At 72.5% G+C, this 23733-nt stretch carries 24 protein-coding genes and 2 pseudogenes; 9 read left to right on the top strand and 17 right to left on the bottom strand.

Going from position 1 to position 23733, the window contains the following annotated elements:
• Positions 1-213: 213 nt before the first annotated feature.
• Together ACSU6L_RS00530 and ACSU6L_RS00535 are read left to right on the top strand one after the other, a co-directional pair.
• Positions 214-915, top strand: a complete 702-nt coding sequence (locus ACSU6L_RS00530) for a hypothetical protein (protein ID WP_437052381.1) — start codon at positions 214-216, stop codon at positions 913-915.
• A 64-nt stretch (positions 916-979) separates the two neighbouring features.
• A pseudogene (locus tag ACSU6L_RS00535) lies at positions 980-1454 on the top strand (LuxR C-terminal-related transcriptional regulator); the annotation flags it as partial.
• A gap of 24 nt (positions 1455-1478) precedes the next feature.
• Here the strand turns inward: ACSU6L_RS00535 and ACSU6L_RS00540 are convergent.
• The 5 genes from ACSU6L_RS00540 to ACSU6L_RS00560 all read right to left on the bottom strand — a co-directional run bounded on the left by ACSU6L_RS00540 (position 1479) and on the right by ACSU6L_RS00560 (position 4513).
• On the bottom strand, positions 1479-1865 hold the full coding sequence (locus tag ACSU6L_RS00540) for a hypothetical protein (protein ID WP_437052383.1): 387 nt from the start codon (positions 1863-1865) through the stop codon (positions 1479-1481).
• Positions 1855-2457, bottom strand: coding sequence for an RNA polymerase sigma factor (locus ACSU6L_RS00545; protein ID WP_437052385.1), 603 nt, complete (start codon positions 2455-2457; stop codon positions 1855-1857). Before ACSU6L_RS00545 ends, ACSU6L_RS00540 begins: the two co-directional genes overlap by 11 nt.
• On the bottom strand, positions 2450-2605 hold the full coding sequence (locus ACSU6L_RS00550; protein ID WP_437052387.1) for a hypothetical protein: 156 nt from the start codon (positions 2603-2605) through the stop codon (positions 2450-2452). The genes ACSU6L_RS00545 and ACSU6L_RS00550 overlap by 8 nt, the downstream gene beginning before the upstream one ends.
• 73 nt (positions 2606-2678) lie before the next feature.
• Positions 2679-3503: a hypothetical protein gene (locus ACSU6L_RS00555; protein WP_437052389.1), complete on the bottom strand. Its 825-nt coding sequence runs from the start codon at positions 3501-3503 to the stop codon at positions 2679-2681.
• 104 nt (positions 3504-3607) lie between these two features.
• A complete protein-coding gene (locus ACSU6L_RS00560) occupies positions 3608-4513 on the bottom strand; it encodes a LysR family transcriptional regulator (protein ID WP_437052391.1) in 906 nt (301 codons plus the stop codon).
• A 71-nt stretch (positions 4514-4584) separates the two neighbouring features.
• On the opposite strand from ACSU6L_RS00560, the gene dapA reads away from it, so the two are divergent.
• Entirely contained in the window at positions 4585-5499 is a 915-nt protein-coding gene (dapA, locus tag ACSU6L_RS00565) for a 4-hydroxy-tetrahydrodipicolinate synthase (RefSeq protein ID WP_437052393.1), read from the top strand.
• A gap of 100 nt (positions 5500-5599) precedes the next feature.
• On the opposite strand, the gene ACSU6L_RS00570 is transcribed toward dapA, so the two are convergent.
• The gene (locus ACSU6L_RS00570) at positions 5600-6361 is read right to left on the bottom strand and encodes a hypothetical protein (RefSeq protein ID WP_437052395.1); all 762 of its coding nucleotides are present in this window, start codon (positions 6359-6361) and stop codon (positions 5600-5602) included.
• Between the two features lie 13 nt (positions 6362-6374).
• Positions 6375-6932 (bottom strand): hypothetical protein, encoded by a 558-nt coding sequence (locus ACSU6L_RS00575; protein ID WP_437052397.1) that lies wholly within the window; start codon positions 6930-6932, stop codon positions 6375-6377.
• 128 nt (positions 6933-7060) lie between these two features.
• On the opposite strand from ACSU6L_RS00575, the gene ACSU6L_RS00580 reads away from it, so the two are divergent.
• A complete protein-coding gene (locus ACSU6L_RS00580; protein ID WP_437052399.1) occupies positions 7061-7801 on the top strand; it encodes a VOC family protein in 741 nt (246 codons plus the stop codon).
• A 69-nt stretch (positions 7802-7870) separates the two neighbouring features.
• Here ACSU6L_RS00580 and ACSU6L_RS00585 read toward each other — a convergent pair whose 3' ends face one another.
• Positions 7871-8377: a hypothetical protein gene (locus ACSU6L_RS00585; RefSeq protein WP_437052401.1), complete on the bottom strand. Its 507-nt coding sequence runs from the start codon at positions 8375-8377 to the stop codon at positions 7871-7873.
• 24 nt (positions 8378-8401) lie between these two features.
• Between ACSU6L_RS00585 and ACSU6L_RS00590 the strand changes: the two are divergent.
• Together ACSU6L_RS00590 and ACSU6L_RS00595 are read left to right on the top strand one after the other, a co-directional pair.
• A pseudogene (locus tag ACSU6L_RS00590) lies at positions 8402-8803 on the top strand (MFS transporter); the annotation flags it as partial.
• Positions 8804-8882: 79 nt separating this feature from the next.
• Entirely contained in the window at positions 8883-9221 is a 339-nt protein-coding gene (locus tag ACSU6L_RS00595; protein WP_437052403.1) for an MFS transporter, read from the top strand.
• 58 nt (positions 9222-9279) lie between these two features.
• Here the strand turns inward: ACSU6L_RS00595 and ACSU6L_RS00600 are convergent, their stop codons facing one another.
• The 4 genes from ACSU6L_RS00600 to ACSU6L_RS00615 all read right to left on the bottom strand — a co-directional run bounded on the left by ACSU6L_RS00600 (position 9280) and on the right by ACSU6L_RS00615 (position 15485).
• A complete protein-coding gene (locus ACSU6L_RS00600; RefSeq protein ID WP_437052405.1) occupies positions 9280-11580 on the bottom strand; it encodes a S9 family peptidase in 2301 nt (766 codons plus the stop codon).
• Positions 11553-13337, bottom strand: a complete 1785-nt coding sequence (locus tag ACSU6L_RS00605) for an N-acetylglutaminylglutamine amidotransferase (protein ID WP_437052407.1) — start codon at positions 13335-13337, stop codon at positions 11553-11555. Before ACSU6L_RS00605 ends, ACSU6L_RS00600 begins: the two co-directional genes overlap by 28 nt.
• Positions 13338-13573: 236 nt before the next feature.
• On the bottom strand, positions 13574-14767 hold the full coding sequence (locus ACSU6L_RS00610) for a carboxylate-amine ligase (protein WP_437052409.1): 1194 nt from the start codon (positions 14765-14767) through the stop codon (positions 13574-13576).
• Between the two features lie 157 nt (positions 14768-14924).
• Complete coding sequence (locus ACSU6L_RS00615) at positions 14925-15485, bottom strand: methyltransferase domain-containing protein (protein WP_437052411.1); 561 nt, start codon at positions 15483-15485, stop codon at positions 14925-14927.
• On the opposite strand from ACSU6L_RS00615, the gene ACSU6L_RS00620 reads away from it, so the two are divergent.
• From ACSU6L_RS00620 to ACSU6L_RS00630, 3 genes are all read left to right on the top strand, one after another.
• A complete protein-coding gene (locus ACSU6L_RS00620; RefSeq protein WP_437052413.1) occupies positions 15484-15834 on the top strand; it encodes a nitroreductase family deazaflavin-dependent oxidoreductase in 351 nt (116 codons plus the stop codon). The genes ACSU6L_RS00615 and ACSU6L_RS00620 overlap by 2 nt on opposite strands.
• Position 15835: 1 nt before the next feature.
• Positions 15836-16549, top strand: coding sequence for a class I SAM-dependent methyltransferase (locus tag ACSU6L_RS00625; RefSeq protein WP_437052415.1), 714 nt, complete (start codon positions 15836-15838; stop codon positions 16547-16549).
• A 489-nt stretch (positions 16550-17038) separates the two neighbouring features.
• Entirely contained in the window at positions 17039-17386 is a 348-nt protein-coding gene (locus ACSU6L_RS00630; RefSeq protein ID WP_437052417.1) for a winged helix-turn-helix transcriptional regulator, read from the top strand.
• A gap of 121 nt (positions 17387-17507) precedes the next feature.
• On the opposite strand, the gene ACSU6L_RS00635 is transcribed toward ACSU6L_RS00630, so the two are convergent.
• From ACSU6L_RS00635 to ACSU6L_RS00655, 5 genes are all read right to left on the bottom strand, one after another.
• Entirely contained in the window at positions 17508-18305 is a 798-nt protein-coding gene (locus tag ACSU6L_RS00635; protein WP_437052419.1) for a CAP domain-containing protein, read from the bottom strand.
• 493 nt (positions 18306-18798) lie between these two features.
• Positions 18799-19578, bottom strand: a complete 780-nt coding sequence (locus tag ACSU6L_RS00640) for a class I SAM-dependent methyltransferase (RefSeq protein ID WP_437052421.1) — start codon at positions 19576-19578, stop codon at positions 18799-18801.
• A gap of 81 nt (positions 19579-19659) precedes the next feature.
• On the bottom strand, positions 19660-20886 hold the full coding sequence (locus ACSU6L_RS00645) for an aminotransferase class V-fold PLP-dependent enzyme (protein WP_437052423.1): 1227 nt from the start codon (positions 20884-20886) through the stop codon (positions 19660-19662).
• On the bottom strand, positions 20883-22220 hold the full coding sequence (locus ACSU6L_RS00650; protein WP_437052425.1) for a pyridoxal-phosphate dependent enzyme: 1338 nt from the start codon (positions 22218-22220) through the stop codon (positions 20883-20885). The genes ACSU6L_RS00645 and ACSU6L_RS00650 overlap by 4 nt, the downstream gene beginning before the upstream one ends.
• Positions 22217-23713, bottom strand: a complete 1497-nt coding sequence (locus ACSU6L_RS00655; RefSeq protein ID WP_437052427.1) for a Y4yA family PLP-dependent enzyme — start codon at positions 23711-23713, stop codon at positions 22217-22219. Before ACSU6L_RS00655 ends, ACSU6L_RS00650 begins: the two co-directional genes overlap by 4 nt.
• Between the last annotated feature and the right edge of the window lie 20 nt (positions 23714-23733).

Genomic DNA, 23733 nt, shown 5'->3' on the forward strand with positions numbered 1-23733 from the left:
GCGTCGAGGAGACGCGTTTCACCGTTTCCGGTGCCGCCGAGGACGTCGCCGCCTGCTTGACGGCCCTGTGTGGGGCTCTGTCGGATCCTCCCACCGAACGTATTGAGGAGGTGGCATGTGCCCTCCGCCACCAGAGCAATGAGAGCGTCGACTCGCGGGCTGTCGCCGCGCTGAACGCTCGCTACGGATCGCATGCCGCCGGTCTGGAGTGCGGTGAGCACAGTTGGCACCAGTCCGGCGACCGCCGGCATGGTCCTCGCGCACGCTGCCGCCTTCTTCACGCGGAGCAACGCCGTCCTGACCTCCACCGGGCCCGACGCCGCCGGTCTGCGGCTCCCGCTCCCACCCCCCAAGGCGAACGCCCACGCCGCACCGCGCCCTGCGGCTCGCTACCCGCGCGCCTCCTGGACTCACCGGACCATCGACGGCGTAGCCCTGTCCGTCGAGGCGCCTGTGGGTTCCGCGGCCACGGCGGTCGGCCATCGCATACTGCGGGAGCGGCCGGCCGCGGCACTGAGCCGAGGACCGGAGTCCGCTGCCGTGGTCCAGCAGGCCACGGCACTGCGCGGCAGCGGCAGAGTCGTCCGGCTCCTGCTCGCCTCGGCCGCTGCGAGTGACGTCGAGGCAGTCGCCGCGACCGTGTGGAGGGAGGCGATGCGCCTTGCCCGGCAGGAGCCCGCCTCCGACGAACTGGCCCGGCACCGTACCGAGCCGGAGGGAGCCCCGGCGCGGCTGCGCACCCTTGACGACGTGGCCCGCGGCGAGTTGTTCGGTGCCCCGTGGCTCGACGAGGGCAGTCGACACCGCGCAGTGGAGAGCGTGACACCGCGGGACGTTCGTGATGCGTGGCAGGAGGCCATGGGGCAGGCCCAGTTGGTCGTCCCGGAAGGGCGTCGTCGACGATCAGCAGGGTGATGGCGCGGTCAGTCATGGCGCACCAACGTCGCTCTCCTGGAGCTGCGCGCCGAGGATGCGGGTGGTCGTCCTCATGGACCTGCGCATGCCGGCGGGGAGCGGGGTGGAGGCCATCGCCGAGCTCACCCGGCGCGGGGCCCGCGCCAAGGTCCTCGTCCTCACGACGTACGACACGGACTCCGACACGATCCCCGCGATCGAAGCCGGCGCGACCGGTTACCTGCTCAAGGAACGCCCCGCGAGGAGCTGTTCGCGGCGGTCCGCGCCGCCGCCGAGGGGCGCGCCGTGCTGTCGCCCGCGGTCGCCTCCCGCCTCGTGTCCGCCGCCCGGCCGCGCCCGCGGCCGACACGTTGTCGGCCCGCGAGCGCGAGGTACTGGAACTGGTCGCCAAGGGCACCCCCAACCGCGAGATAGCCCGCGAACTCTTCATCAGCGAGGCGACGGTCAAGACCCATCTCACCCACCTGTACGCCAAGTTGGGTGTGAAGGACCGGGCGGCCGCGGTGCCCGTGGGCTACGACCGGGGCATCCTCGGCTGATCCGAGGCGGCTCGTGCCGACGTATCACCCACGGTGATCCACGGCACGAGGTCGATTCGACGCCGGGCTCCATGGCCTGGCGACATGGGTCAGTTCGCACCTCCCGTTCGTGCAGGACCGGCGCAGCCGCCCGGCCGAGACGGTCTCCACCAGGCCGATCGCCCAGCACATCGGGCAGCCGCGCAGCGCGATCAGGCCGACCGGGGCGAGCAGCAGGCTCACCGGCCCGGTGACCGGCAGCAGGGCCAGGGACCCGGCGAGCGCGCCGAACCCGACGGCGCCGCGGGCCAGATGGCGCGGGACGGTGGCGCTGGCGAAACCGCCACGCGGCGGCGCGTCGCGTGCGCCGGCGGTGCCGGGTGTGGAACGGGGCGTGACGGGGTGTGTCGTCGTGGTCGGGTCAGGTGTCATGGTCGGTTCCCCTCGTTCCGGCCGGTTCTTCGCGCAGCGCCTCGCGTACCGCCGAACGCGCCCGGTGCAGGCGTGACTTCATCGCGGCGGTGCTCAGCCCGAGCCGGTCGGCGACGGTGCGGCCGGGCAGGCCCTGGATGTCCCGCATGACCAGCACCTGCCGCTGGTCGTCGGGCAGGGCGGCGACGGCGGCCGCGACGCGCTCGGCTTCCAGGCGCAGCAGGACGTCCTCCTCTGCGGACGGCGCGGTGCCGCCGAACGCTTCGACCGGGCCGGGCGTGCCGAGCGGGCCGGGCTGTTCGGCCGGTCGGCGGTGGAGCAGGGCGCGGGTGCGGCGCAGGCACTCGTTGCGGACGATCCGGAACATCCACGACGCCAGCGCCCCGGAGGCGCGCAGCATACCGATCTTGCGGTAGAGGATGATCAGCGCTTCCTGCGCGGCGTCCTCCGCGTCCTGGGGTGTGGCGCACAGCGTGTGCGCGAACCGGTGCACATGCGGATAGGAGTCGTACACCAGCGCGGTGAGCGCCTCGACGTCGCCTCGTTGCGCCGCGGCGACCAGGGTCGCGCCGGGCCAGGAGTGGTCAGCCACGCTGACGCCTCCTGCGACGCAGCAGCGTGACGGTGCACGCGCACAGCAGCAGCGCGGCGGCCGCGACGGCGATGACGACGGCGGTCATGGTGTCCTCCCGTTTGGGGTGTGGGGCGGACGTGGTCGTCCGCACGTCTATGAGAGGCACGGCGGGCACGAAAGGATTCAGCCCCGGTTTCCGCGGGCCGGCACTCGCCCGACGGTCCGGCGATCACGCGGCCTCAGCGGCGCGTCGGCTGCGAGCGTTCCACGCGGTCCAGGTCACCGGCGAGCAGGTCGCGGTGGCTGATGGTGAAGTCTCCGTTGGGCAGGGTCTGCCCTCGGCCGTAGTACCGGCCCACGACCTCGGCGGGGAGGAACGCGCGCAGGCTGTGGCGCATGCCGCCGGGGTAGTCGACGGGTGCGCCCCAGCCGGCAGGGGCCTGGTCGGTGGAGAGCAGGACCCAGTGGTCCACGGGCACGGCCGTGTCGAGGTCCGGTGCCGCGCCGGTGTGGCCGTCCAGGGCCGGCACGGTCAGGCGGTCGGGGTCGAGGGGCGGGTACCACAGCAGCAGGGGCTTGGCTTGTCTCGCGTCGGCGTTGTCGAAGCAGCACAGCGCGATGGTGTGGTCGGGGAAGTGGTCGGCGTAGAAGCGCAGGAGGTCCGGGTCGACGTTCGGGCGCCGGTGGGGCGGCACCTGCCACAGTGCGGCGGGAATCGCGGTGGGGTCGGCGGCGAGGAGCACCGTGTAGACGTCGTGGTCGAAGACCTGGACGGGCTGCGGTTCCGCACTCATCCACGCGATGTCCTCGGCTCCGGCGGCGACGGGTTCGACGGCGGCGACCATGCGCTGCAGGACGTCGCCGGCGCGTCCGGTGGGGAGGAAGTGCCTTGGGGTGAGCTGCCTCGTGGGCAGGTGCAGGAGCATGGCGTTCGGGCCGTCCGCCAGGTTGGCCGCGGTGTTCTGGTAGCCCAGCACGTGGATGAGACCGTGCACCGGGTGGTCTTGCCGTCCGCAGTACACGATCGTGCCGGAGAACGCGGCCTCACCTGTCGAGATGCACATGGCGGCAACGTACCGCCCCTGTCGGGCGGGGAGCCGAGGGGGTTCGCCCGCCCGGGACCGCCGCTCCGCAGCACGCGTCGTCCGGTCACGACGTCCTGGTGGAGTCAATCACGCAGCCCCACTGCCGCTCTTGCCGCCGCCACGAATGCGGCGATCGCCGGATGACTGCCGCCGCCCGCGCGGAAGGCGACCTTCGAGCGGCGGAACAACGGCAGCTCGGTCAGCACCACGCCCGCGGGGCTTTGCGCAGTGGCCGTCTCCGGTACGAGTCCGGCCCCTTGCCCGGTGGCGGCCAGGGCCAGCACGGTGCGGAAATCGTTGACCTGATGACGGATTCTCGGCTGGAAACCGGCAGCCTGGCAGGCGCGTACGGCCATCGCGTGACCGGTCGTGCCGTCCCGTGCGGTGATCCACGGGACCTCGGCGCAGGGTCCGAGCAGTTCCGCGAGGGTGTCGCCGCGGCTGGAGGGCTTGGTCTCGGTGTCGGTGACGAGGTACATCGGCTCGTCCAGCAGGGGCACTTCGTCCACCGAGGGGTCCGGTGACGCGGGTACGAAGTCGTAGTCGTGGACGAGGGCCACGTCGAGTTCCCCGGCTCGCAGGCCGTCGGATACGCGGGCGGAGTCGATCTCCTGCACCATCGGTTCCAGTGCGGGGTGCCGTCGGGCCAGCTCGGCCAGCGCGGTCGGCACGATGGTGTGCCCGGCGGAGGGGAAGGTCCCGATGCGCAGCGGCCCGCCGATGCCCTCGCGCGTGCCGGCGAGTTCGGCGACCGCCAGCTCCAGGCGTTGCAGCACGGCGTCGGCGTGGGCGACGAGGGACCGGCCCGCCGGCGTGAGCATCACCCGCCGGCCGCTGCGTTCCAGCAAGGCCACGCCTGCCTCGCGTTCCAGCACACCCAGTTGCTGGGAGACGGCGGAGGCGGTGAAGGTCAGCGCCTCGGCCACGGCCGCGATCGTGCCCCGCCGGTCCAGTTCGCGCAGCAGGTAGAGACGACGGACATCAAGCATAAGCTGAGCTTACGCATGGACGCAGAAATCAGAAATGGATCTACCGGGTCTGTGTGGGTCAGGGTTGGAGCATGAAGCCCAACCCGATCTTCGACGGCCTGTACGTCCCCCTGGTGACTCCGTTCACCGACGACCTGAGCCTGGCCCCCGACGCGCTGGCCCGGCTCGCCGACGAGGCGCTGGCGGCCGGCGCCTCAGGGCTCGTCGCTCTCGGCACGACCGCCGAATCCGCCTCGTTGACCGCGGAGGAGAAGCAGACCGTGGTGCGCATCTGCTCGGCCGCCTGCCGAGCACACGGCGCCCCGCTGATCGTCGGGGTCGGCACCAATGACACCGCCACCGCCATCGAGTCGCTGCGCGAACTCGCGGCCACCGGGGTCGCCGCCGCGGCGCTGGTTCCCGCGCCGCCCTACGTCCGGCCCGGGGAAGCCGGGACACTCGCGCACTTCACCGCGCTGGCCGAGCACGGCGGCATGCCGCTGATCGTGTACGACATCCCCTACCGCACCGGGCAGACCCTGAGCGCCGGCACGATCACCGCACTCGGCCACCTGCCAGGGATCGTCGGCATCAAGCACGCGACCGGCGGGATCGACGCGACCACCGTGGAGTTGCTCGACTCCCCCGCGCCCGGCTTCGCCGTGCTCGGCGGCGACGACGTCGTACTCTCACCGCTCGTCGCGGCGGGCGCCCACGGTGGAATCGTCGCCTCGGCCAACGTCCGCACCGCCGACTACGCCGAACTGATCTCCCTGTGGCATCGCGGCTCCGCCGCACCCGCCCGCAGGCTCGGCGCCGAACTGGCCCGGCTGTCCGCCGCACTCTTCGCCGAGCCGAACCCGACCGTGATCAAGGGTGTGCTGCACGCTCAGGGACGCGTTCCGAGCCCGGCGGTCCGGCTGCCGTTGCTGGCCGCCGCACCCGGTTCGGTCCGCCGCGCGGCGCTCCTGGCCGACAGCCGTGAACGCGTCGGCGCCCCGGTGTGACATCGGAGCGAGGAGCGCCTGCGACTGGGGTCGTCGTGGCGTGGCCCACGTCCAGGGCTTGTCCGGCAGTCTCGGGCGCCGTACCGGCCGACTACGACGCTCAGTCCGTGTCCGGCAAGAGGAGCCAGACCTCGGAGAACGCGAGGCCGTGCTCGTGGGTAACCTCCCCGCACGGGCAGCCCAGCGTGATCAGGCGCCAGTCGCAGGCGACCGTCCACGGACCGGTCGTACCGCCGCACGCCGGGCAGCCGAAGGTCTCGGCCGTCCACACTCCGGGGGCGGGTCCGCCGTAGCGACGGAACCTGCCCGCGTACAAGGCCTGCCAGGGCACGGCCTGGGGCGTGCGTGGGGCGGTCCCGGGCGGGCACGGATCCGCCAGGGCCGTGAACAGGTCGATCAGCTCGGGGAGCAGGGCCTCGCCCGCTTCGGTCGGCGGCAGCGCCATGCCGCCCGAGGGGGGCTGGTGCCAGGTCCCGTATCGCGGGGCTGCCGCCGCGGCAGGTGGGTTCGGATGGGCGTGCCAGGGCAGGAGGGCGCGAGCGACGGCGGCCAGGAGAGCAGCGGTGGGCGGGCTCACGACTCCCGCGTCGAGGTGATGCAGGGTGGTGCGCAGGATGCGTTGGAGCCGTCGGTCCCGGTCCGTGGCCGACGTCCGTGCCGTCGCGGCCCGCCGGGTCGGGAGCGGGGCGGTGAGGCGGGCCAGGACGGCCGCCGCCGCCTCGGCGTCCGATGCGGCGGGCCGCCATTCGCCGACGGTCAGGAGCTGCCGGGCCCGCTCGGACTCCCTGGTGAGGGCACGTGTCAGCAGCGGACGGGCGCCGAGGGCTGCCATCGGCATGGGGATGCGCTGTCCACTCGTCATGGGTCGCCAGGAACTAGGACAGTGGCCGGCCGTCAAGGCCCATCCGGCTGACGCCTCGGGGCGAGAACGTCATCGGGCCTATCCAGCCGTGGCGGACGAGGGCGATCTGGGACGGCAACGGTGTCACAGGATCTAGGGCCCTCCCCCGCGACCAGTTCCGGAACAGTCCCTCGGTGGTCTCGACAGCGGACACCACCATGGTCACCTTCAGCCCTCCGTCGCTCCAGGTGTTCCACAGCGCCCAGCCCTCAGGCCTCGGTTCGACGCCGATGCGCGCGCATACCTCCTCGTACTCCTCCTCCACCCCGGCCGGCATGGCGCCGGGCTTCAGCACCGAGGCTCCGACCAGCCGGACCAGAGGCCGGTCCTCCTCCAGGCAGCCGTCCCCTTCGAAGTGGTAGTGGCGCAGGGCCCGGGCAAGTGCGTTCACACTGCGTCGGAGGGGTGTCGCGTCTTCCGGGTCCTCACCGTACGAGAGCCATCCTTCGCTCGCTGCCTGCGTCTTGACGCGGTTGGCGAGGCGTTCGATCTCCCGGAGGTAGTCCGGATCGCTGAGCTGTGGGGAAGTCATGACCCGAAGTCTCACACCAGGCCGGGCCACACCGACACGCGAGCTGACCATCGCGGCTGGCGAGCGAGTTGATCTCTGTTTGGGCAAGACGCGCATGTCTGCGCGGAGCGGGTGCGAAGGTCGTCGGCATGGCGCTGCGACCTGTTCAGGTGAACATAAAGGCTCTCGATGCCCCGGCGGTCGGCCGGTTCTGGGCGGGGGCACTCGGCTGGAGTGCTTACAGCCCCGGCGTGACCACCTATGTCGGACCCGCGGGCGGCCTCGTATGGCCGGACCCGGTCGCCGTCTGCGTCGACGTCGTTCCCGTCCCGGAAGCCAAGACGGCGACCAAGAACCGTGTGCGCCTCGATCTCGCCACGACCTCTGCGGCCCATCGGGCGGAGTTGATCGCGCGCGTGCGGGCTCTCGGCGCGACGCCCGCCGATGTGGGCCAGGGCGACGTGCCGTGGACGGTCCTCGCCGATCCGGAGGGCAACGAGTTCTGCGTGCTGGAACCCCGGGAGATCTACCGGGACACCGGGCCGATCGCACGGGTGGTGGTGGACTGCGCGGATCCCCGTGCCATGGGCCGGTTCTGGGGCGAGGCGATCGACTGGACCCTGCACGAGGTGACCGACGATCACGCGGTGTTGCGCTCCGCCAAGGGTGTCGGCCCCTACCTCGAATTTCTCCGCACGCCCGGCCTGAAGACCGTGCCGGACCGCGTCCATCTCGACCTGCTGCCCTACCCGGGTGACGACAAGGAGGCGGAGGTGGCCCGGCTGCGGGCTCTCGGCGCCACCGACCTCGACCTCGGCCAGGGCGACGTCCCGTGGACGGTCCTCGCCGACCCGGAGGGCCACGAGTTCTGCGTGCTCGCCCTGTCCTGACCCGGAGGCTTGGCGACACCCCGACACCCCGACACCCCGACACCCCGACACGTCGGGATCGTCCGGCCGCTACCCCCGCGGTCGGCACGTGAGCAAGTCGCCGATCGTTGCGATGCCTTCGGTGATGGTCCGCTCGCCCACGTTGCCGAAGCCGAGGACGAGTTGGGCGGGTGCGTCGATGTGTGAGGCGCGGCAGCCGCTCATGCCGTAGAGGCCGACGGAGCGTTCACGGGCGGCGGTGATGACGTGGTGCTCGTCGGTACCGGCGGGCAGGTGGGCGACGGCGTGGAAGCCGGCCGCTAGGCCGGTGACCGTCACCCCCGGGGCGTGGGTGGCCAGCGCGTCGATCAGAGCGGTGCGGCGTGCCGTGTAGGTGGCACGGCTGCGGCGCAGGTGCCGGTCGAAGCGTCCTGATTCGATGAGCCGCGCCAGGGCCAGCTGGTCCAGCGTGGGCGAACCGCGGTCGCTGACCTGCTTGTGCCGGGCGACCGGTTCGACGAGACCGGGTGGGCACAACAGCCGGCCGATGCGCAGGGCGGGGGCGAGTGACTTGCTGACCGTGCCTATGGAGATCACCCGGTCCGGGGCGAGGCCCTGACGGTGGTCGCGGGCGGCGCGTTGACCGCGTCACTCATCCCCGCCGAGCGTCGTGGCGAAGGGCTGGCGCTGGTCGGCGTGGTGAGCGGGGTGCCGTCGTTGGTGGCTCTGCCGCTGGGGGTGTGGCTGGCCGCGCACACCGGCTGCGGGGTGGTGTGCGCGGCGGCGGCCGTGGCCGCGCTGGCGGCGGTCCTCTCGGTGCCCGGTCTGCCCGACCGCGTCGGGGACTCCGGGCGTGCCGTCGGCGTCGTCGAGGGCCTGCGCATGTCCCGACTGGTGCGGCCGGCCGTGGTGTTCGCGGTCACCGCCGTGGCCGCGGGCATCGTCGTCACCTTCCTGCCGCTCGCGGTACCGGCCTCGGCCACGGGTCTGGTCACCGTGGCCCTGTTCGTGCAGCCCGCGGCCGCCACGCCGACCCGCTGGCTCGCGGGGCGGCACGGCGACCGGCACGGCCCCCGCCCGTCTCGTCCTTCCCAGCCTGCTGTTGTCGGCCACCGGCACGCTGCTGATGGCGCTGACGAGCAGCCCGGTCGTCGTCGTCATCGCGGTCGCCGTGTTCGGCTTCGGATTCGGGGTCACCCAGAACGCCACGCTGACGCTGATGTATTCACGGGTTCCCGCCGCCGGCCACGGCACCGTCAGCGCTTTGTGGAACTTCGCCCACGACGTCGGCATGGGCGTCGGCGCCGTCGCCTTCGGCTGGCTCGCGGCGGGGACCGGCTACCCCTGGGCCTTCGCTCTGACGGGCGCCGCGATGCTCACCGCCCTCGCCCCGGCCTGGCGCGACCGCCGCACCGGCGAGGGGAAGCGCCGGGGCAGCTGAGTGTGCGCGTCGGGTCCCCGGCAGGCGGCGCCCAACAGTCCCGTAACGGGTCGGCCGTTCAGAGGTGGAGTTGCCGTTCCATCCAGTCCGCCGCGGCCCGTCGGAACAGTCGCCGGTTGTCCGCGCGGAGGAAGTCGTGGCCCTCGTCGCGCAGGGTCAAAAGTTCCGCGGGCACGCCCCGTTCGCGGGCGGCCCGTACGAACTGCTCGGACTCCCCCGGCGGCACGTTGGTGTCGTGTTCGCCGTGCACGGCGAGCAGCGGGACACGCAGGGCGTCGATGCGGCTCATCGGTGACAGGGCTCGCAGCAGGTCCCGGTCGTGCTCCGGGTGGCCGTACTTGTGCGCCGCCGACTCCGCGATCCAGGGCTCCGTACCGGCGAAGAAGGTCAGGAAGTCCGACATGCCGCAGACGGCGACCCCGGTGCGGAACAGATCCGGGTGCCACACCAGGGAGGCGAACGTCAGATAGCCGCCGTACGAGCGCCCCATGACCGCGAGCCGCGTCGGATCGGCGGGGCCCGCCGTGACCGCGTGGGCCGCGCAGTCCGCCACGTCCTCGATCGCCGCGAAACGGCCCGCGCCCAGGTCGGCGTCGACGAAGGAGCGGCCGTGTCCCAGGGAGCCGCGGACGTCGGGGGCGAAGATGTCCAGGCCCCGCCCGACCAGCTCGTGGTAGAGCGGGTGGAACACAGGGCGCTCCTGTTCCTCGGGGCCGCCGTGCAGGTGGATGACACAGGGTGCCGGTTCGTCGGGGGCGCGGCCCGGAGCCCTGTAGTACCAGCCGCTCAGTGGCAGGCCGTCCCGGGCGGTGAGGCGCAGCGGGACGGGGCGCACCGGCGGGCGGCCCGGCGGGACGGCGTCCTCGTCCTGGGAGGACCAGGGGGTGCGGAGCAGGGACACGCCTTCGGGGGCCCACCAGATTCCCGGCCGGCGCTGTGACCCGGACAGCGCGAGCAGCAGGCGCCCGGTGCCGGCGGCCGTCACGCGTGTGACGACTTCGTGCGGCAGGGGGAGGGGCCGTGCGGGGCCCGTTCGGTCGGGGGCCTGCCCGGTCGGGAAGGTTTCGACGAGTTCCAGCTCGCTCGCGCCCTGCACGTTCCACGCCAGGGCGGCCGTGCGGCCGTCCTGGGCCAGCGCCAGCAGTTCGAGGTCGGTGTTCTCGCGTTCCGCCACGACGGACACGCCGTGGGGCATGCCGTCGGCGTCCAGGGCGACCGCGAAGAGCGCCGCGTACTCGCGGTCGGCGTTGCTGCGCAGCCACAGTGTCCGCCCGTCGGGGGAGAACCGGCCGATCCACGGGTCGCCGTCGGCGACCGGCATGGCGAAGGTGGTCGCCGAGTCCGCGGTGCGCCGGACGACCGCCTCCCGCCGTCCGCGCGGTCCCCTGCGCAGCAGCACGAGACCGCCGTCGTGGCTGAGGTCGCAGGCACGCAGGGAGGCGGCGTGTGTCTCGGTGGTGAGCAGGACGGGGGACGCCAGGCCGTCGGGGTCGATGAGGTAGACCGACAGGCCTCCGTCGGGGCGGGCCGCCGGTCCGGCCGGGGCCGTCGCGGTCGCGGGTGGCCCGCCCGGCGCGGGCACCGGTGCCGCGTCGTACGCGGCGGGGCCGAGGAGCGTCGCGTGTCCGTCGCGCTCCGCCCAGCCGGCGGGCAGACGGGTGTCGGCGAGCCGGCCGTCGGCGGGGCCGAGGGCCACCGGAGCGTAACCGGCGCCGCCCCCGTACCCGGCGCTCCCTCCGTACCCGGCGCCGCCCCCGTACCCGACGCTGCCCGCGTGCCCCGCGGTGGCCGGTGCGGCGACGGTGACGGCGACGGACGAGCTGTCGTGCGCCCAGCACCCCAGATAGGCGGAACTCGCCGGATCGGCCCCGGCCAGGATGCGGCGGCCGGTGCCGTCGGGGCGTACGCACAGCACCCGTGAGTGCTCCCCGCCGCCGGGCGCGGTGGTGTACGCGATCCAGCGGCCGTCCGGCGACCAGGACACCTCTTTGACGGGATCGGGTGAGGAGTCGAGCAGCCGTACCTCGTCGCCGCCGGCGGGTCCGGCCCACAGCTGGGGAACTCCGCCGCGGTCGCAGATGAAGGCGGCCTCGGCGCCGTCGGCGTCGGCGGAGGGGTACCAGCAGCCGTGGGCGCGCAGCCGGGTGACGGCGTCTCGCGGGCCACCCGCCTCGGGCAGCGCCACCGGCGCGGGCGCGGCGGCGCCGGCAGCACCGAGCGCGTCCCCCGTGCGGCTGTCCGTGCGCTGCGCGGGGGCCGTACCTACGGTCCGTGGCGGGGTGAGGACGGGCGACGGGCCTTGCACCGTCGCGCGCGTGCCCCGGTCGTCGGTCACTTGACTCCGTGGGTCTGCAGCCATATCTCCAGCAAAGCCATCTGCCACAGGGCGTTCGCGCCTCGCCTGGTCCGGTGCTCGTCGGGGGCGGCGAGGAGCTCGGCCACGTATGGTTCCTGGAACAGTCCGCGTCGCTTCGCCTCGGGTGCCTCCAGTGCCTCGCGCACCCGTGCCAGGACGGGACCCGCCATGTGCCGGACGGCCGGCACCGGGAAGTATCCCTTGGGCCGGTCGACGACCTCCAGGGGCAGGAGCTTGCGGCCCGCCTCCTTCAGCACGCCCTTGCCGCCGTCGGCCAGTTTGAGTTCCGGCGGGCAGGCCGCCGCCAGCTCCACGAGTTCGTGGTCGAGGAAGGGCACCCGGGCCTCCAGACCCCAGGCCATGGTCATGTTGTCGACGCGCTTGACGGGGTCGTCGACGAGCATGACGTGCGTGTCCAGCCGAAGCGCCGCGTCCAGCGCGGTGTCCGCTCCCGGTACCGCCATGTGATCGCGGACGAAGCGTCCCGAGACGTCGTCGGGGGGCAGCATGTCCGGCTGCAGGATCCGGGCGAGGTCGGCGTGCGGACGGTCGAAGTACGTCTCGGCGTAGCGTTCCGCCGCACCCTCGCGGGAGACGTCCGCCAGCCGCGGGTACCAGTGGTAGCCGGCGAAGATCTCGTCGGCGCCCTGTCCGCTCTGTACGACCTTCACCTCCTTGGACACCTGCTCGGACAGCAGGTGGAAGGCGACCACGTCGTGGCTGATCATCGGCTCGCTCATCGCCGCGACCGCCGCGTCCAGCGCGCCGGAGACCCGGGTGGAGGGGATCATCAGCCGGCGGTGATCGGTGTCGAACTCGCGGGCGACCAGGTCGGAGTACTGGAACTCGTCGCCCTTCTCGCCGCCCTCCGCCTCGAACCCGACGCTGAACGTCATCAGGTCCCGCTGTCCCTCGTCGGCGAGCAGCGCGACGATGAGGCTGGAGTCGAGGCCGCCGGAGAGCAGGACACCGACCGGTACGTCGGACACCATGCGGCGGCGCACGGCCGTGCGCAGCGCGTCCAGCACCGCGTCGCGCCATTCGTCCGCGCCGATGTCGGCGTACTCGGGCCGGCGCGTGTACGACGGCTGCCAGTAGCGGTGGTCCCGGTGGGTGCCGTCCGGTTCGACGACCCGCACGGTGGCCGGGGGCAGCTTGCGCACCCCGTTGAGGACGGTGCGCGGGGCGGCGACCGTGGCGTGCCAGCTCAGGTACTGGTGGAGGGCGACCGGGTCGAGTGAGGTGTCCACGTCTCCGGTGGCGAGGAGGGCCGGCAGGGTGGATGCGAACCGCAGCCGGTCCGGTGTCCGCGCCAGGTACAGGGGCTTGATCCCGAGCCGGTCCCGGGCGAGGACGACACGACCGGTCCGGTGCTCGGCGATCGCGAAGGCGAACATGCCGCGGAAGTGGTCGACGCAGTCGGTTCCCCACTCCAGGTAGGCGTTGAGCACCACCTCGGTGTCCGACGTGGACTGGAAGCGGTGTCCGAGGCCCCGCAGCTCTTCCCGCAGCTCCGGATAGTTGTACACGCAGCCGTTGAAGACGCCGGTGACCTCTCCGCGGGCGTCCGTCATCGGCTGGGCTCCCCGGTCCGACAGATCGATGATCTTCAGTCGCCGGTGTCCCAGCGCGACCGCGCCCCGCGTCCAGGCGCCCTGCCCGTCGGGCCCGCGGGCGGCAAGCTGATCGGCCATGCGTTCGACGGCGGCGAGGTCGGGCCGCCGGCCGTCGAAGCGGATCTCCCCGCTCAGACCGCACATGACGCCTCACCTCCCTCACGCGCTCCGGGCTCGACGTGCCGGGACGGGAGTGCCGGCGCGCGTCCTCGAATGAGGTCCTGGGTGGTGCCGCGAGACATTGACAAAACCTTTCTGCGCAGGGACAGGACACATGTCGGACGGTGGTCACCGCGGTGCCGCCCGGCGGCCGAACCCCCGTCGACGCGACGCGTCGGCGTTGCGGTACCCGCGACCGGCCGCATCACATCCACCAGATGTCAGGGGCCCATGACTTTCCGCGCCCCACGGCCGGCGGACGAGCGCGATCCCCCGGGGACGACGGCCGGGGTGAGTCCGCGGCCCGGCGCCGCCGTCCTGCGCTGGGCGCGTTCGCCGCGGGTCTCGGCGATCAGCATGTCGACACAGCCCAGCAGGTCCTCCCGCTGGGCGGCCCGGCGCATCCGCCGGGCCGCGCTCCCGTCGGCGAGCGCCATCTCCGTCAGCGCCCGCACGGTCTCCCAGTCCCCGTGGGCCTCGAGCGCGCGCCGCAGCCGGACGAGCAGTTTCCGTACGACCTGGCGCGCGGGCGCCTCCCGGTGGGTCTCGGGATCCACGAGTGTGCCTTCGAGCCCTGAACGGGCGGCACGCCACGACGCGCCCCGCAGCCACTCGTGCCGGCCCCCGCAGCGCGGGGCACCGCGCACGCGAAGCCGTTCCCCGGCCTCGGTCACGAGGGCGCGGAAGAGTCCGGCGACGAGCACGACGGTCTCCACGCGCGGGCAGGCATCGCAGATGCGCAGTTCCAGCGTGGGCAGGTGGTCGGAGGGACGGACGTCGTAGTAGATCATCCCCGGGTCGCTGATGATCCCGGCCCGCACGAAGTCGTCCACCGCCGCGTCGTACTCGTCCGCGCCGGAGAAGCAGCCGACCGGCCCCGCGGTGGGCCAGCGCTGCCACAGCAGGGAGCGCCAGCTGGCGTACCCCGTGTCGGCGCCCTGCCAGAACGGTGAGCTGGCCGAGATCGCCAGGAGCACCGGCAGCCAGGGCGAGACCTCGCACATGACGCGTACCGCGGTGTCGCGGTCGGGCACGTCCACGTGGACCTGGGCACCGCAGATGAGCTGCTCGTCGGCGACCCGGCGGTACTCCTCGGTCATGTGGCGATAGCGCGCGTCGGCGGTGGGGTCGGCCGAGACCCCGGGGGCCAGCGGGGCCGTACCGGCGGCCACCACGGCCAGCCCCAGCGAGGAGGCGGCCGCGTCCAGCCGCCGTCTGGCGCCGGTGAGGTCCGCGTACAGGCTGTGCAGGGACGCGTGCACTCCGCTGTTCGATTCCACCGTGGACTGGTGCAGCTCGGTTGTGAAAGCCCGCTGGGGCAGCCGTCGCAGGATCGCGTCGGCGCGGGGTACGAGCACTCCGCTCTCGACCTCCAGGACGTGGAACTCTTCCTCCACCCCGATACGAACGGTCACGGTCACTCCAAAGGGTCCGGAGCGCCTGCCCCGAGGGGACCCGGACTGCACGGATGCGGCGCTGTGGTGTGCTCTGAGTTCCCAGACCACGGACACGTAAGCCCCCGCACCGCGTGACCTGGCACGTCGGGGCGGGGCCGGAGCGGCGGGCGGGGCTTTACGGCCCGGCGTTCTCCCGGGGCTTCACCCCGGACACCCCGTAGAGGATCTTGGTGAACGTGCCGCTGCGCATGCGTACGTCGTAGCCGCGTCCCAGGGACCAGGAGACCAGGTCCCGGACGTGGGGCACGACGCCGAACACGTCGACGGGGACACCGTGGGCCGCGCACGCCTCGACGAGCCGGTGGGGGGCGATGAAGAAGCGGTGGTCGTGGGTGCCCTTGGGCGCGGCCCAGGTCAGGGGCAGGCCCTCGCCCAGGGTGATGACCGCGAGCCGCGCCAGGAAGGTGTCCGAGGTGGTGTCGATCACGAGGGTGCCGCCGGGCTTGAGCAGGCGGCAGCACTCGGCGACCACGTCGAAGGGGCGCGCGACGTGCTCCAGGCGGTACCCGGCCACCACGACGTCGGGACAGCCGTCGGGCAGCGGGATGTCGTGGATGTCCTGGATCAGGACCTCGTCGACGCTGTGCCGCAGGGCCACCTCCGCGCTCTTGGTGGACACGTCCACGCCGACGTGGCGGTAGCCCTTGTCCCGGATGGGCCGGCTGGGCACGCGCATGCTGGGCAACCAGGTCGGCATCCTGACCACCCTGCGGCCCCGTGACGGGCAGCCGTACTCCGTGCCGCTGTTCACCTTCGCCGACGGGCCCGACGTCATCGTCGTCGCCTCCTACCGAGGGTCGGCGGGGCACCCCAGGTGGTATCGCAATCTGCTGGCCGATCCGGACGCGGTCCTGCGGGTCGGCGACCGGGTGCGGGCCGTGCGGGCGCGCGTGCTGGAGGGGGACGAGCGGGCCGCGTCGTGGCGGCACGTCGTGCGGCGCTTCGAGGGCTACGCCGAGTACCAGCGTCGCACCACGCGGGAGATTCCCCTGGTGCGGCTGTCCCCGCGAGCGGAGCACGACTGAGGTGCCCGTCCCGACAGAACCGGTGGAACCGGTGGAACCGGTGGAACCGGTGGAACCCGCCGTCCCCTCCGCCGCCTCCGTCCGCGCCGGGCAGGCGCTGTACACGCGCTCGTTCCTGCGGGCGTACGACACCCTCGTGTACCGCGTCAACTCGCCGCTCACCTGGCGCTGTCCGAAGGACCGGCTCGTCGCGCTGTACGACCGGCACGTCTCGGGGCGGCACCTCGACATCGGCGTCGCCACCGGGGTGCTGCTGGACGAGTGCCGGTTCCCCGTGCCGGTGCCGGACCTCACGCTGATGGACCTCAACCCGCACTCGCTCGCCGCCGCGTCGCACCGCCTGCGCCGCTACGCCCCCCGGGGCCACCGAGCCGACGTGCTGCGGCCGTGGGGGGTGCCGGGCGGCCTCGTGGACTCCATCGGCATGTTCCACCTCCTGCACTGCCTGCCGGGGACGCTCCGGGACAAGGCCGTGGTCTTCGAGCACGCCCGGCAGGTGCTGCGCCCGGGCGGCACGCTGTTCGGGGCGACGATCCCCGGGACGGGCGTCCGGCACAACCGGTCGGCGCGGTGGCAGCTGGCGCTGGCCAACCGGCGCGGGATCATGAGCAACCGGCGGGACCGGCTGGAGGACCTGGACGCGGCCCTGGCGGAGGTCTTCACCGACCACGAGGTCACGGTGGTGGGGTCGGTCGCCCTGTTCCGGGCGCGCTGAACGCACGGCGACCGCCGACGCGCCCGAACGGCCCGCCGGTCGATGTCCGCCGTCCGGCTCCGCGCGGAAAATCACCCGGAGTCGCAATTCCCGGAATGGGCGGCGGGGCGCGTTCCGCACGTTCACCGTTGAAAATCGGTCGAACCCGGTCGGCACTCTGGAACGGCGCCCCGTTGTTGTCTACCGTTCTAACAACGACAGCCGCAATTCTCGATGCGATACGGCGATTCAGATCTCCCCGGGAACCGGCGGACGCGCCCCTGCCCACGGTGCGCCCGCACCCCGGGCGGCCCGAAGAGGACGACCGCGAGGGGGAATTCTGTGTCTGGGCCGAGCAGGACCGACGTGACGCACACGCTCCCGGCACCGGCGGACGACAGGCGGAATCGAGCGGAACGGGTCCGCGTGTCCGAATCACGGAATCCCGTCAGGGCCCCGGATTCCGGCGGCACCGCGCATTCCGCGGGATTCTCAGATTCCGACGACGTCATGGATTCCACAAAGCGGGAAAGCTCGGGACACGGGCACTTCCAGGACGCCTACGAGGCGGCGCGGGTCCTGTCGGGCAAATGGGTGTTCGCCGTCCTCGTCCAGCTCGCCGAGGGCCCGCGCTACCACAACGACCTGGCCCGCTCGACGGGCATGGCGGAGAACAAGCCCCTGGACCGGACCCTGCACCGCCTGGTCCACACGCGCATGGTCGACCGCACGGTCCACAACGTCGGCGGTTCCGCGCCCCGGGTGCGTTACCGGCTGACCCAGCGCGGCTACTCCGTGCTCCCGATCATCGACGAACTGGCCGGGTGGTGGCGGGCGACCGAGATGCCCGAACACTGAACGACGCCGTCGCCGGCCGGCTCGTCACCAGGCCGTCGCAGGCCACGCCTGTTCCGTGGGCGAAAGGGGGCGGCCCGCACCGGTCCGTGCCGGCCGCCTCCTTTCGCGTGTCGCGGTGGGCTCAGCGGGCGGTGCCGAAGTCCTGCGTCCAGTAGTTGCCGGGCTGGGCGAGGCCGACGCCGATCTCCTTGAACTCGCACTTCAGGATGTTGGCCTTGTGGCCCGGGCTGGACATCCAGCCGGCCATGACCTTCTCCGGGGTGGAGTAGCCGTAGGCGACGTTCTCGCCGTAGGTGCTCCAGTTGTAACCGGCGCGCGTGATCCGGTCGCCCGGGGAGGAACCGTCGGAACCCGTGTGCGACATGTTCTGGTGGGCCGCCATGTCCGCACTGTGCGCCTGCGCGGCCTTGGTCAGGGTCGCGTTCACCTTCAGCGGCGAGCAACCGGCCTTGGCACGCTCGGCGTTGACGAGTTCCACGACCTGGGCGACGGCCCCGGACGCCGTGGGGGTGGCCTGCGGGGTGCTCGGCGAGGAGGGGGGCGCCGAGGCGGGGGGCTTCGGGGTGCTGGGAGCGGTGGTGGTCTTCGGGGCACTGGGCGTGGTCGCCTCGGGCTTCGGCGCGGCGGGCGCCGGAGTGCTCGCCGAGGGGGTCGCGGTCTGCGACGGTGCCGCACTGGGCTCACTGTCGTCGCGGTGGCCCTTCCAGCGGTCGTGCCGGTCCTCGTCCTTCCACCACGCGTCGTCGGCGTCGTCCCACCGGTCGCCGGCCGCGGTCTGCGCGGCGTCGCGGAGCTGGTCTCCTTCGCTGTTCTCCCAGTCGCCGCAGGCCATGGCCACCGACGGAACGGCCACAGTGCTCACGGCGAGGGCGGCGATGGCTATTCGCCGGTTGATCCTCTTCTTACGATGCTTGCCCATGCGAGACCTCACTCGGTATTCGCGGAGCGCCCCTGGTACGGCTTGCTCTGCGCAGACTCCGCTCCTGAGCTGCGGAGACGTCCTGCGGACCGCCATTCTTAGGAGGCCCGCGTCGGCAGGGCAAAGAGCCTCTCGTACTACCTCGCCTCGTAGCGCCGGCCACCCTTGCCAGGCGCGTGGCGGTGTGCTGGGGCGGCGTTCGCGGGCACGCCGCTTTTCCGGCACCCCGTCAGAAACCTTGCAGTAGCGAACAACGGGCGAAGATGCCGGGTGCGCGCCACGCCTGTCGGATCTGACGCGAACTACGTCGGCATCAAATCGGACAAGTCTCTTATGTCGCCACGACGGCATCTACTATCCGGCAGGGTCATTACCTTGACCCCGTGTGACGGATGTCACGGAACCGTTTCCTCCGCTTCCGGATCGGGGGCCTGGAGCGGTTGCCGCGCGCCCGGCCACGGGCCGACCCGGTCCGGCTCTTCGAGGCCTCGGCTCACGGCGTGCCGACGGCCATGACCGCGACCAGCACGGTGCTGTCGCCGAACTGCCAGACCGGCGCGACGTGGCTGAAGCCCGCCCGGCGCAGCAGCTCGGCGTGGCGGCGCACCGTCACGCGTTCGTCGCCACCGGTCGCCCCATGGGCCGGCCGACGCCGTTCGCGCTCGTCGAAGAGGCCGGCGAGTTCCGGGTCCCGGGACGCGGCGTCCCACCAGGACCGCCAGTCCTCCCGGGGGTGGCCGCCGGTGCGCTGCGCCCGGCGACGGCCCACATGGGCGGTGAGGTCCGAGCACGGTGCCGCGTCCGGCGGGAAGTGGTCGCCGTTGACGAGGACGCCGCCGGGGCGGAGCAGGGACGCGAGGCCGCGGTACGTGCGGAGCAGGGCCGGCTCGGGCAGGTAGTGCAGGGCGGTCGTCGAGACGGCGGCGTCCAGGGGGCGCTCCAGTCCGAGGGCGTCGGTCCAGCCCTCCTCCCCGATGACGGTGTCGACGAAACGTGCGGCGTCGGCGTAGTGGGTGCGCCCCAGTTCGAGCAGCAGGGGGTCCAGGTCGGCGGCGACGATCTCGGCGTCCGGGAAACGCGTGGCGAGCCTGGCGGCCAGGGAGCCGGGGCCGCACCCCAGGTCGAGCAGGAGCGGCCGGGCGCGGCCGGCCGTGGCGTGCTCGACGACGTCCGCGATCACGGTGAACCGCTCCTCGCGGTCCACCGCGTACCGCTCCTGCTGGCGTTCCCAGCGCTCCACCCACGCCCTGGCCGTCGCCATGCTCACGCCCATCGCCTGCGCCACCTCATCCGTCTCTCGTGCGTTCGTGGGGCTCAGACGAATCTACAGGTGGAAACGGTTATCAGTTGCCCTTCACGTCAAGGAGGCGAGGACTGTCAGCAGGCGATCGATCTCATCCACGGTGTTGTACACATGCAAACTCACTCGTACCGACCCGGCCCGTTCGTCGGCGCCGGCCTGGCAGAGGCTGTCGGCCCGCACCATGAAGCCGTGGCTGAAGAGGATGAAGCCCAGGTCGTCGGAGGGGATGTCGCGGTGCCGGAAGGTGACGATGCCCTGCCTGCGCTGCGATTCCGGGAGCGCGGAATCGGCCGCCAGGCTGGCGGGACAGCCGAGGATCTCGTACGGGCCGAGGTGCCGCAGCCGGTCGGTCAGCCGGGTGGTGAGAGCGGCCGTCCAGCGCGCGATCCGCTCCGGTCCGGCCGCGTCGAGCCAGTCGAGCGCGGCCCGGAGGGACACGATGCCCACCGTGTTGGGCGTGCCCTGCCAGCCTCCGGGCCGGAACTCGGGCCCCCGCGCGTTACGTGCCCAGACCGCCCCCGAGCCGGGCAGGGCCATCGCCTTGTGCCCGGAGAAGACCACGAAGTCGACGTCCAGCGACGGATCGTCGAGGCGGACGGGCAGGTGGCCGACGCTCTGCGCCGCGTCCAGGCAGATCGGCACGTCCGGGCCGACCGCCGCGCGGATGCGGTGCACGTTCATGTCGCCGCCGTAGACATGGTGGACGTGGGTCGCGGCCACGAAGCGGGTCCGGGGACCGACGGCCTCACCGAGGGCCCGGTGGTCGTAGTCGCCGGAGGCCGCCTGGTACGGCATCGCGCGCACGCGGACGCCGATGCCGCGTTCGGCCAGCAGCCGCCGGACCTCCAGCCAGGGGTCCAGATTGGCCCGGTGGTCGGCGTACGGCACGAGGATCTCGTCCCCGTCGTCCAGGTACGGGACGAGCCAGTCGCGGGCGACGGTGCGCAGGCCCTCGGTGGTGCCGCTGGTGAAGTGGACTCCGGAGCGGTCCGGCCGGGGATCGCGAAGGAACTCCTTGACCCGTTCCCGGGTCGATTCCACCAGCTCCGTGGTCCGGTTGGCCCAGGGGTAGGTCCCCCGGCCCGCGTTGGCGTTCGACGTCGTGAGATAGGTCTGGACGGCGTCCAGTACGGCGCGCGGCTTCTGGGACGTCGCCGCGCTGTCGAGATACGCCAGTTCGGGATGGGCTTCGACGATCGGGAACTGCTCCCTCAGCTCCCGCTGCCAGAGCAGGTCCTTGTCCCCGTCCGTCCCGGGAAGCGGCTGCGCGGCGCTCACTCGCGCACCAGCGGCGCGCCCGCGTCCCGCCAGGCGACGATCCCGCCGGCCAGGCTGCGGACGTCGGGATGGCCCATCCGGGTCAGCGCCGCGGCGTACCGCAGCGACTTCTCTCCGACGGGGCAGGCGAGCAGCACGGGCGTGTGCTTGCTGAAGGGCAGTCCGCCGCGGAGCAGTTCTTCGAACAGTTCGTCGACGATGTTGACCGAGCCCTGGATGTGCAGGGCGGCGTAGGCGTGCGGGCTGCGCAGGTCGACGACGAGCGGCGGTGGTTCGCCCGCCTCGATCCAGCGCCGGGCGTCGACGGCGTCGACGGCGCGGGCCGCGGCGCGGATCTCGGCGTCGGTGAGGTGGGAGGGCGCATGGCCCCGCCTCGCCCGGCCCAGCAGTTCCGGGCGGCGCTGACGCACGTAACTGAGGTAGCTCTCGGCGCGGTCGCACACGATGAAGACCGCCGTGCGGCGCTGCCCGGTGTCCTGTAACTCCGCGTCGGGCCCGCGAAGATGCCGGACGGCCCCCTGGTAGGCGGCGCCTCCGGTCGGTCCCGACAGCAGTCCGCAGCGCCGGATGAGGGTGATCATGCCGTCGATGGCCTCGTCGGAGGTCACCGACTCGATGGTGTCGTACGTCGCCGGGTCGAACAGGCCGACCTGGTGGACCTCGTCGATGGTGCGGATACCGGGGATGAAGTCCGACTTGTGGGCGACCATGCCGACGACCCGCACCTCCGGGTCGTGTTCGCGCAGGATCCGGGCGACGCCGGTCGACGAACCGGCGGTGCCGACGCAGGCGATGAACCAGTCGGGCACCCGCCCGTCGAGGTCCTTGACGATCTCGGGGCCGGTGCCCATGGCGTGCGCCTCGACGTTGCGCGGGTTGAAGTACTGGTCGGTGTGCAGATAGGTGCTGTCCGGGTCGGAGAGCGCCTGGTGGAAGTGGGTCAGCGGGTCGTCGGTGTCGGTCGGGTCGAGGCATTCGCTGCGCCCGGGAAGTTCCTCGATCTCGGCACCGAGCAGCAGGAGCAGTTCCTTGATCTCGGGGACACGCATACGGTTGGTGACGCTCTTGAATTTCAGTCCGTGCAGGCCTGCCAGCAGGGCGAGGGCCTTGGCGGTGTTGCCGCTGGACAGTTCCACGACCGTTCCGTCGGTGCCGGCGGCGGCCTCCAGGTGGGGCCGGGCCATGTGCCAGGCGGGCCGGTCCTTCACGGACCCGAACGGGTTGAGCATCTCCAGCTTGGCGTAGAGGTCGATGTTGCGCAGCCCGTGCACGGCGGGGTCGATGCGCACCAGAGGTGTGTTGCCGATGGCCTCCGTGATGCTGTCGTACCTCATGCGGGTGTTCCCCCCAAGGGTGTGATCGGCCAGTAGTCCTCGTCCAGACACCAGCGCCAGGTCGTGCCCTCCTGTTCCACCGCGACCGTTCGCGCGACCGGCTGCCGCTGCGCGTGGTGGGCGTGGAAGTCCATGGCGTATCCGGCGGTGTTGACGAAAGCCAGCAGGTCTCCCGCGCGCGGCAGCTGTGGGAGGTGGACCAGGCGTCGCGTGATGAGGTCGCCTTCCAGGCAGAGATTCCCGGCGAGGAAGACGCCGGCCGGTGCCTCGTCGCGCGTGTCCGGCGCTCCGCGCGGCAGCAGCACGGGGTCCACGAGGACGCCGTGTTCCTCAAGGCTCATGTCGCCCGCGTTCATGCCGAGACGCACCAGGTACTGCCCGGGTTCCGTGCCCGCGGGCCGTACGTCCAGCACGCGCGCCAGCGACAGCCCGCACTGGTCGACCAGGGAGCGGCCGGGTTCGATGTGGAGGTCGTGGAGGTGTTCGAGGAGGAGGTTCGCCGTGGGCCGGCCCAGGACCGGTGCGGGCGTCGACAGCAGTTCGTCGAGGTAGCCGGGGCCGGCGGTGGGACGGTGGGCGGGGTACAGCGCGGCGGCTCCGCGTACCGTGCCGCCCTCGTTGCGCAGCCCGTAGCCGTGGCCGCGCCACGTCAGAGGCGGGCGCCGGCCGAGCACCGCCTCGCTCAGCGCGGTGGTCCAGCGGTCCCACTCCCCCGCGTCGTCGACGTACCCGACGCCGAATCCGCCGCCGATGTCGACGGCACGCGGCGCGAGGCCGCGCGCCCGGCACTCGTCCATGAACAGCACGCACTGTTCGAGCGCCCGTGTCTTCTCCTCCACGCCGGTGGTGTCGAGGTGGTAGGCGACACCGGTCAGGTCCACGACGTCCGCCTGCTGTTGGAGAGCCGACAGCATCGTCCGCGCCTCGTGCACGGGGGTGCCGAAGCGGCTGCGCCGGGAGAGCATCCGGGTGCCCGCTCCCCCGAGGCCGGCGGCCGACTCGAATCCGGACAGGCGGACCAGTACGTCGACGCGGCCGAGACCGTGGGTGCGCACCAGGCCGGCGAGCCGTTCCAGCTCGCCGGGCGAGTCCAGGTTCACCGTCGCGCCCACACGCGCCGCCAGCCACAGGAACCCGGCGTCCTTGGGGCCGGTGGCCATGATCCGGTCCCCGGTGAAGCCGCAGCTCAGCGCGTGCCGCAGTTCCTCCAGGGAGGCGACGTCGACGCCGACGGAGGCGACGTCCTCCGCCGCCAGTCTGCGCAGCAGGGCGCTGGACCGGTTCGCCTTGTGCGCGAAGTACACGCGTCCGGCGAGGCGGTGACGGCGGTAGACGGCGCGGAAGCGCGCGGTGTTCTCGGCGGCGGCCTCGGGGAGCAGCACGTTGAGCGGCGATCCCAGCGCGTCGACGAGCGAGTGCAGGAACGGTTGGGCCTCCAGCAGTGAGGCGAGCGGCGGACCCACCCTCGGCCTCAGATACAAGGGCGCGTCCACGTAAGGGCCCCTCCCGGCGT

Origin of the sequence: Streptomyces sp. enrichment culture, from assembly GCF_964272855.1 — a bacterium.
Lineage (GTDB): Bacteria > Actinomycetota > Actinomycetes > Streptomycetales > Streptomycetaceae > Streptomyces.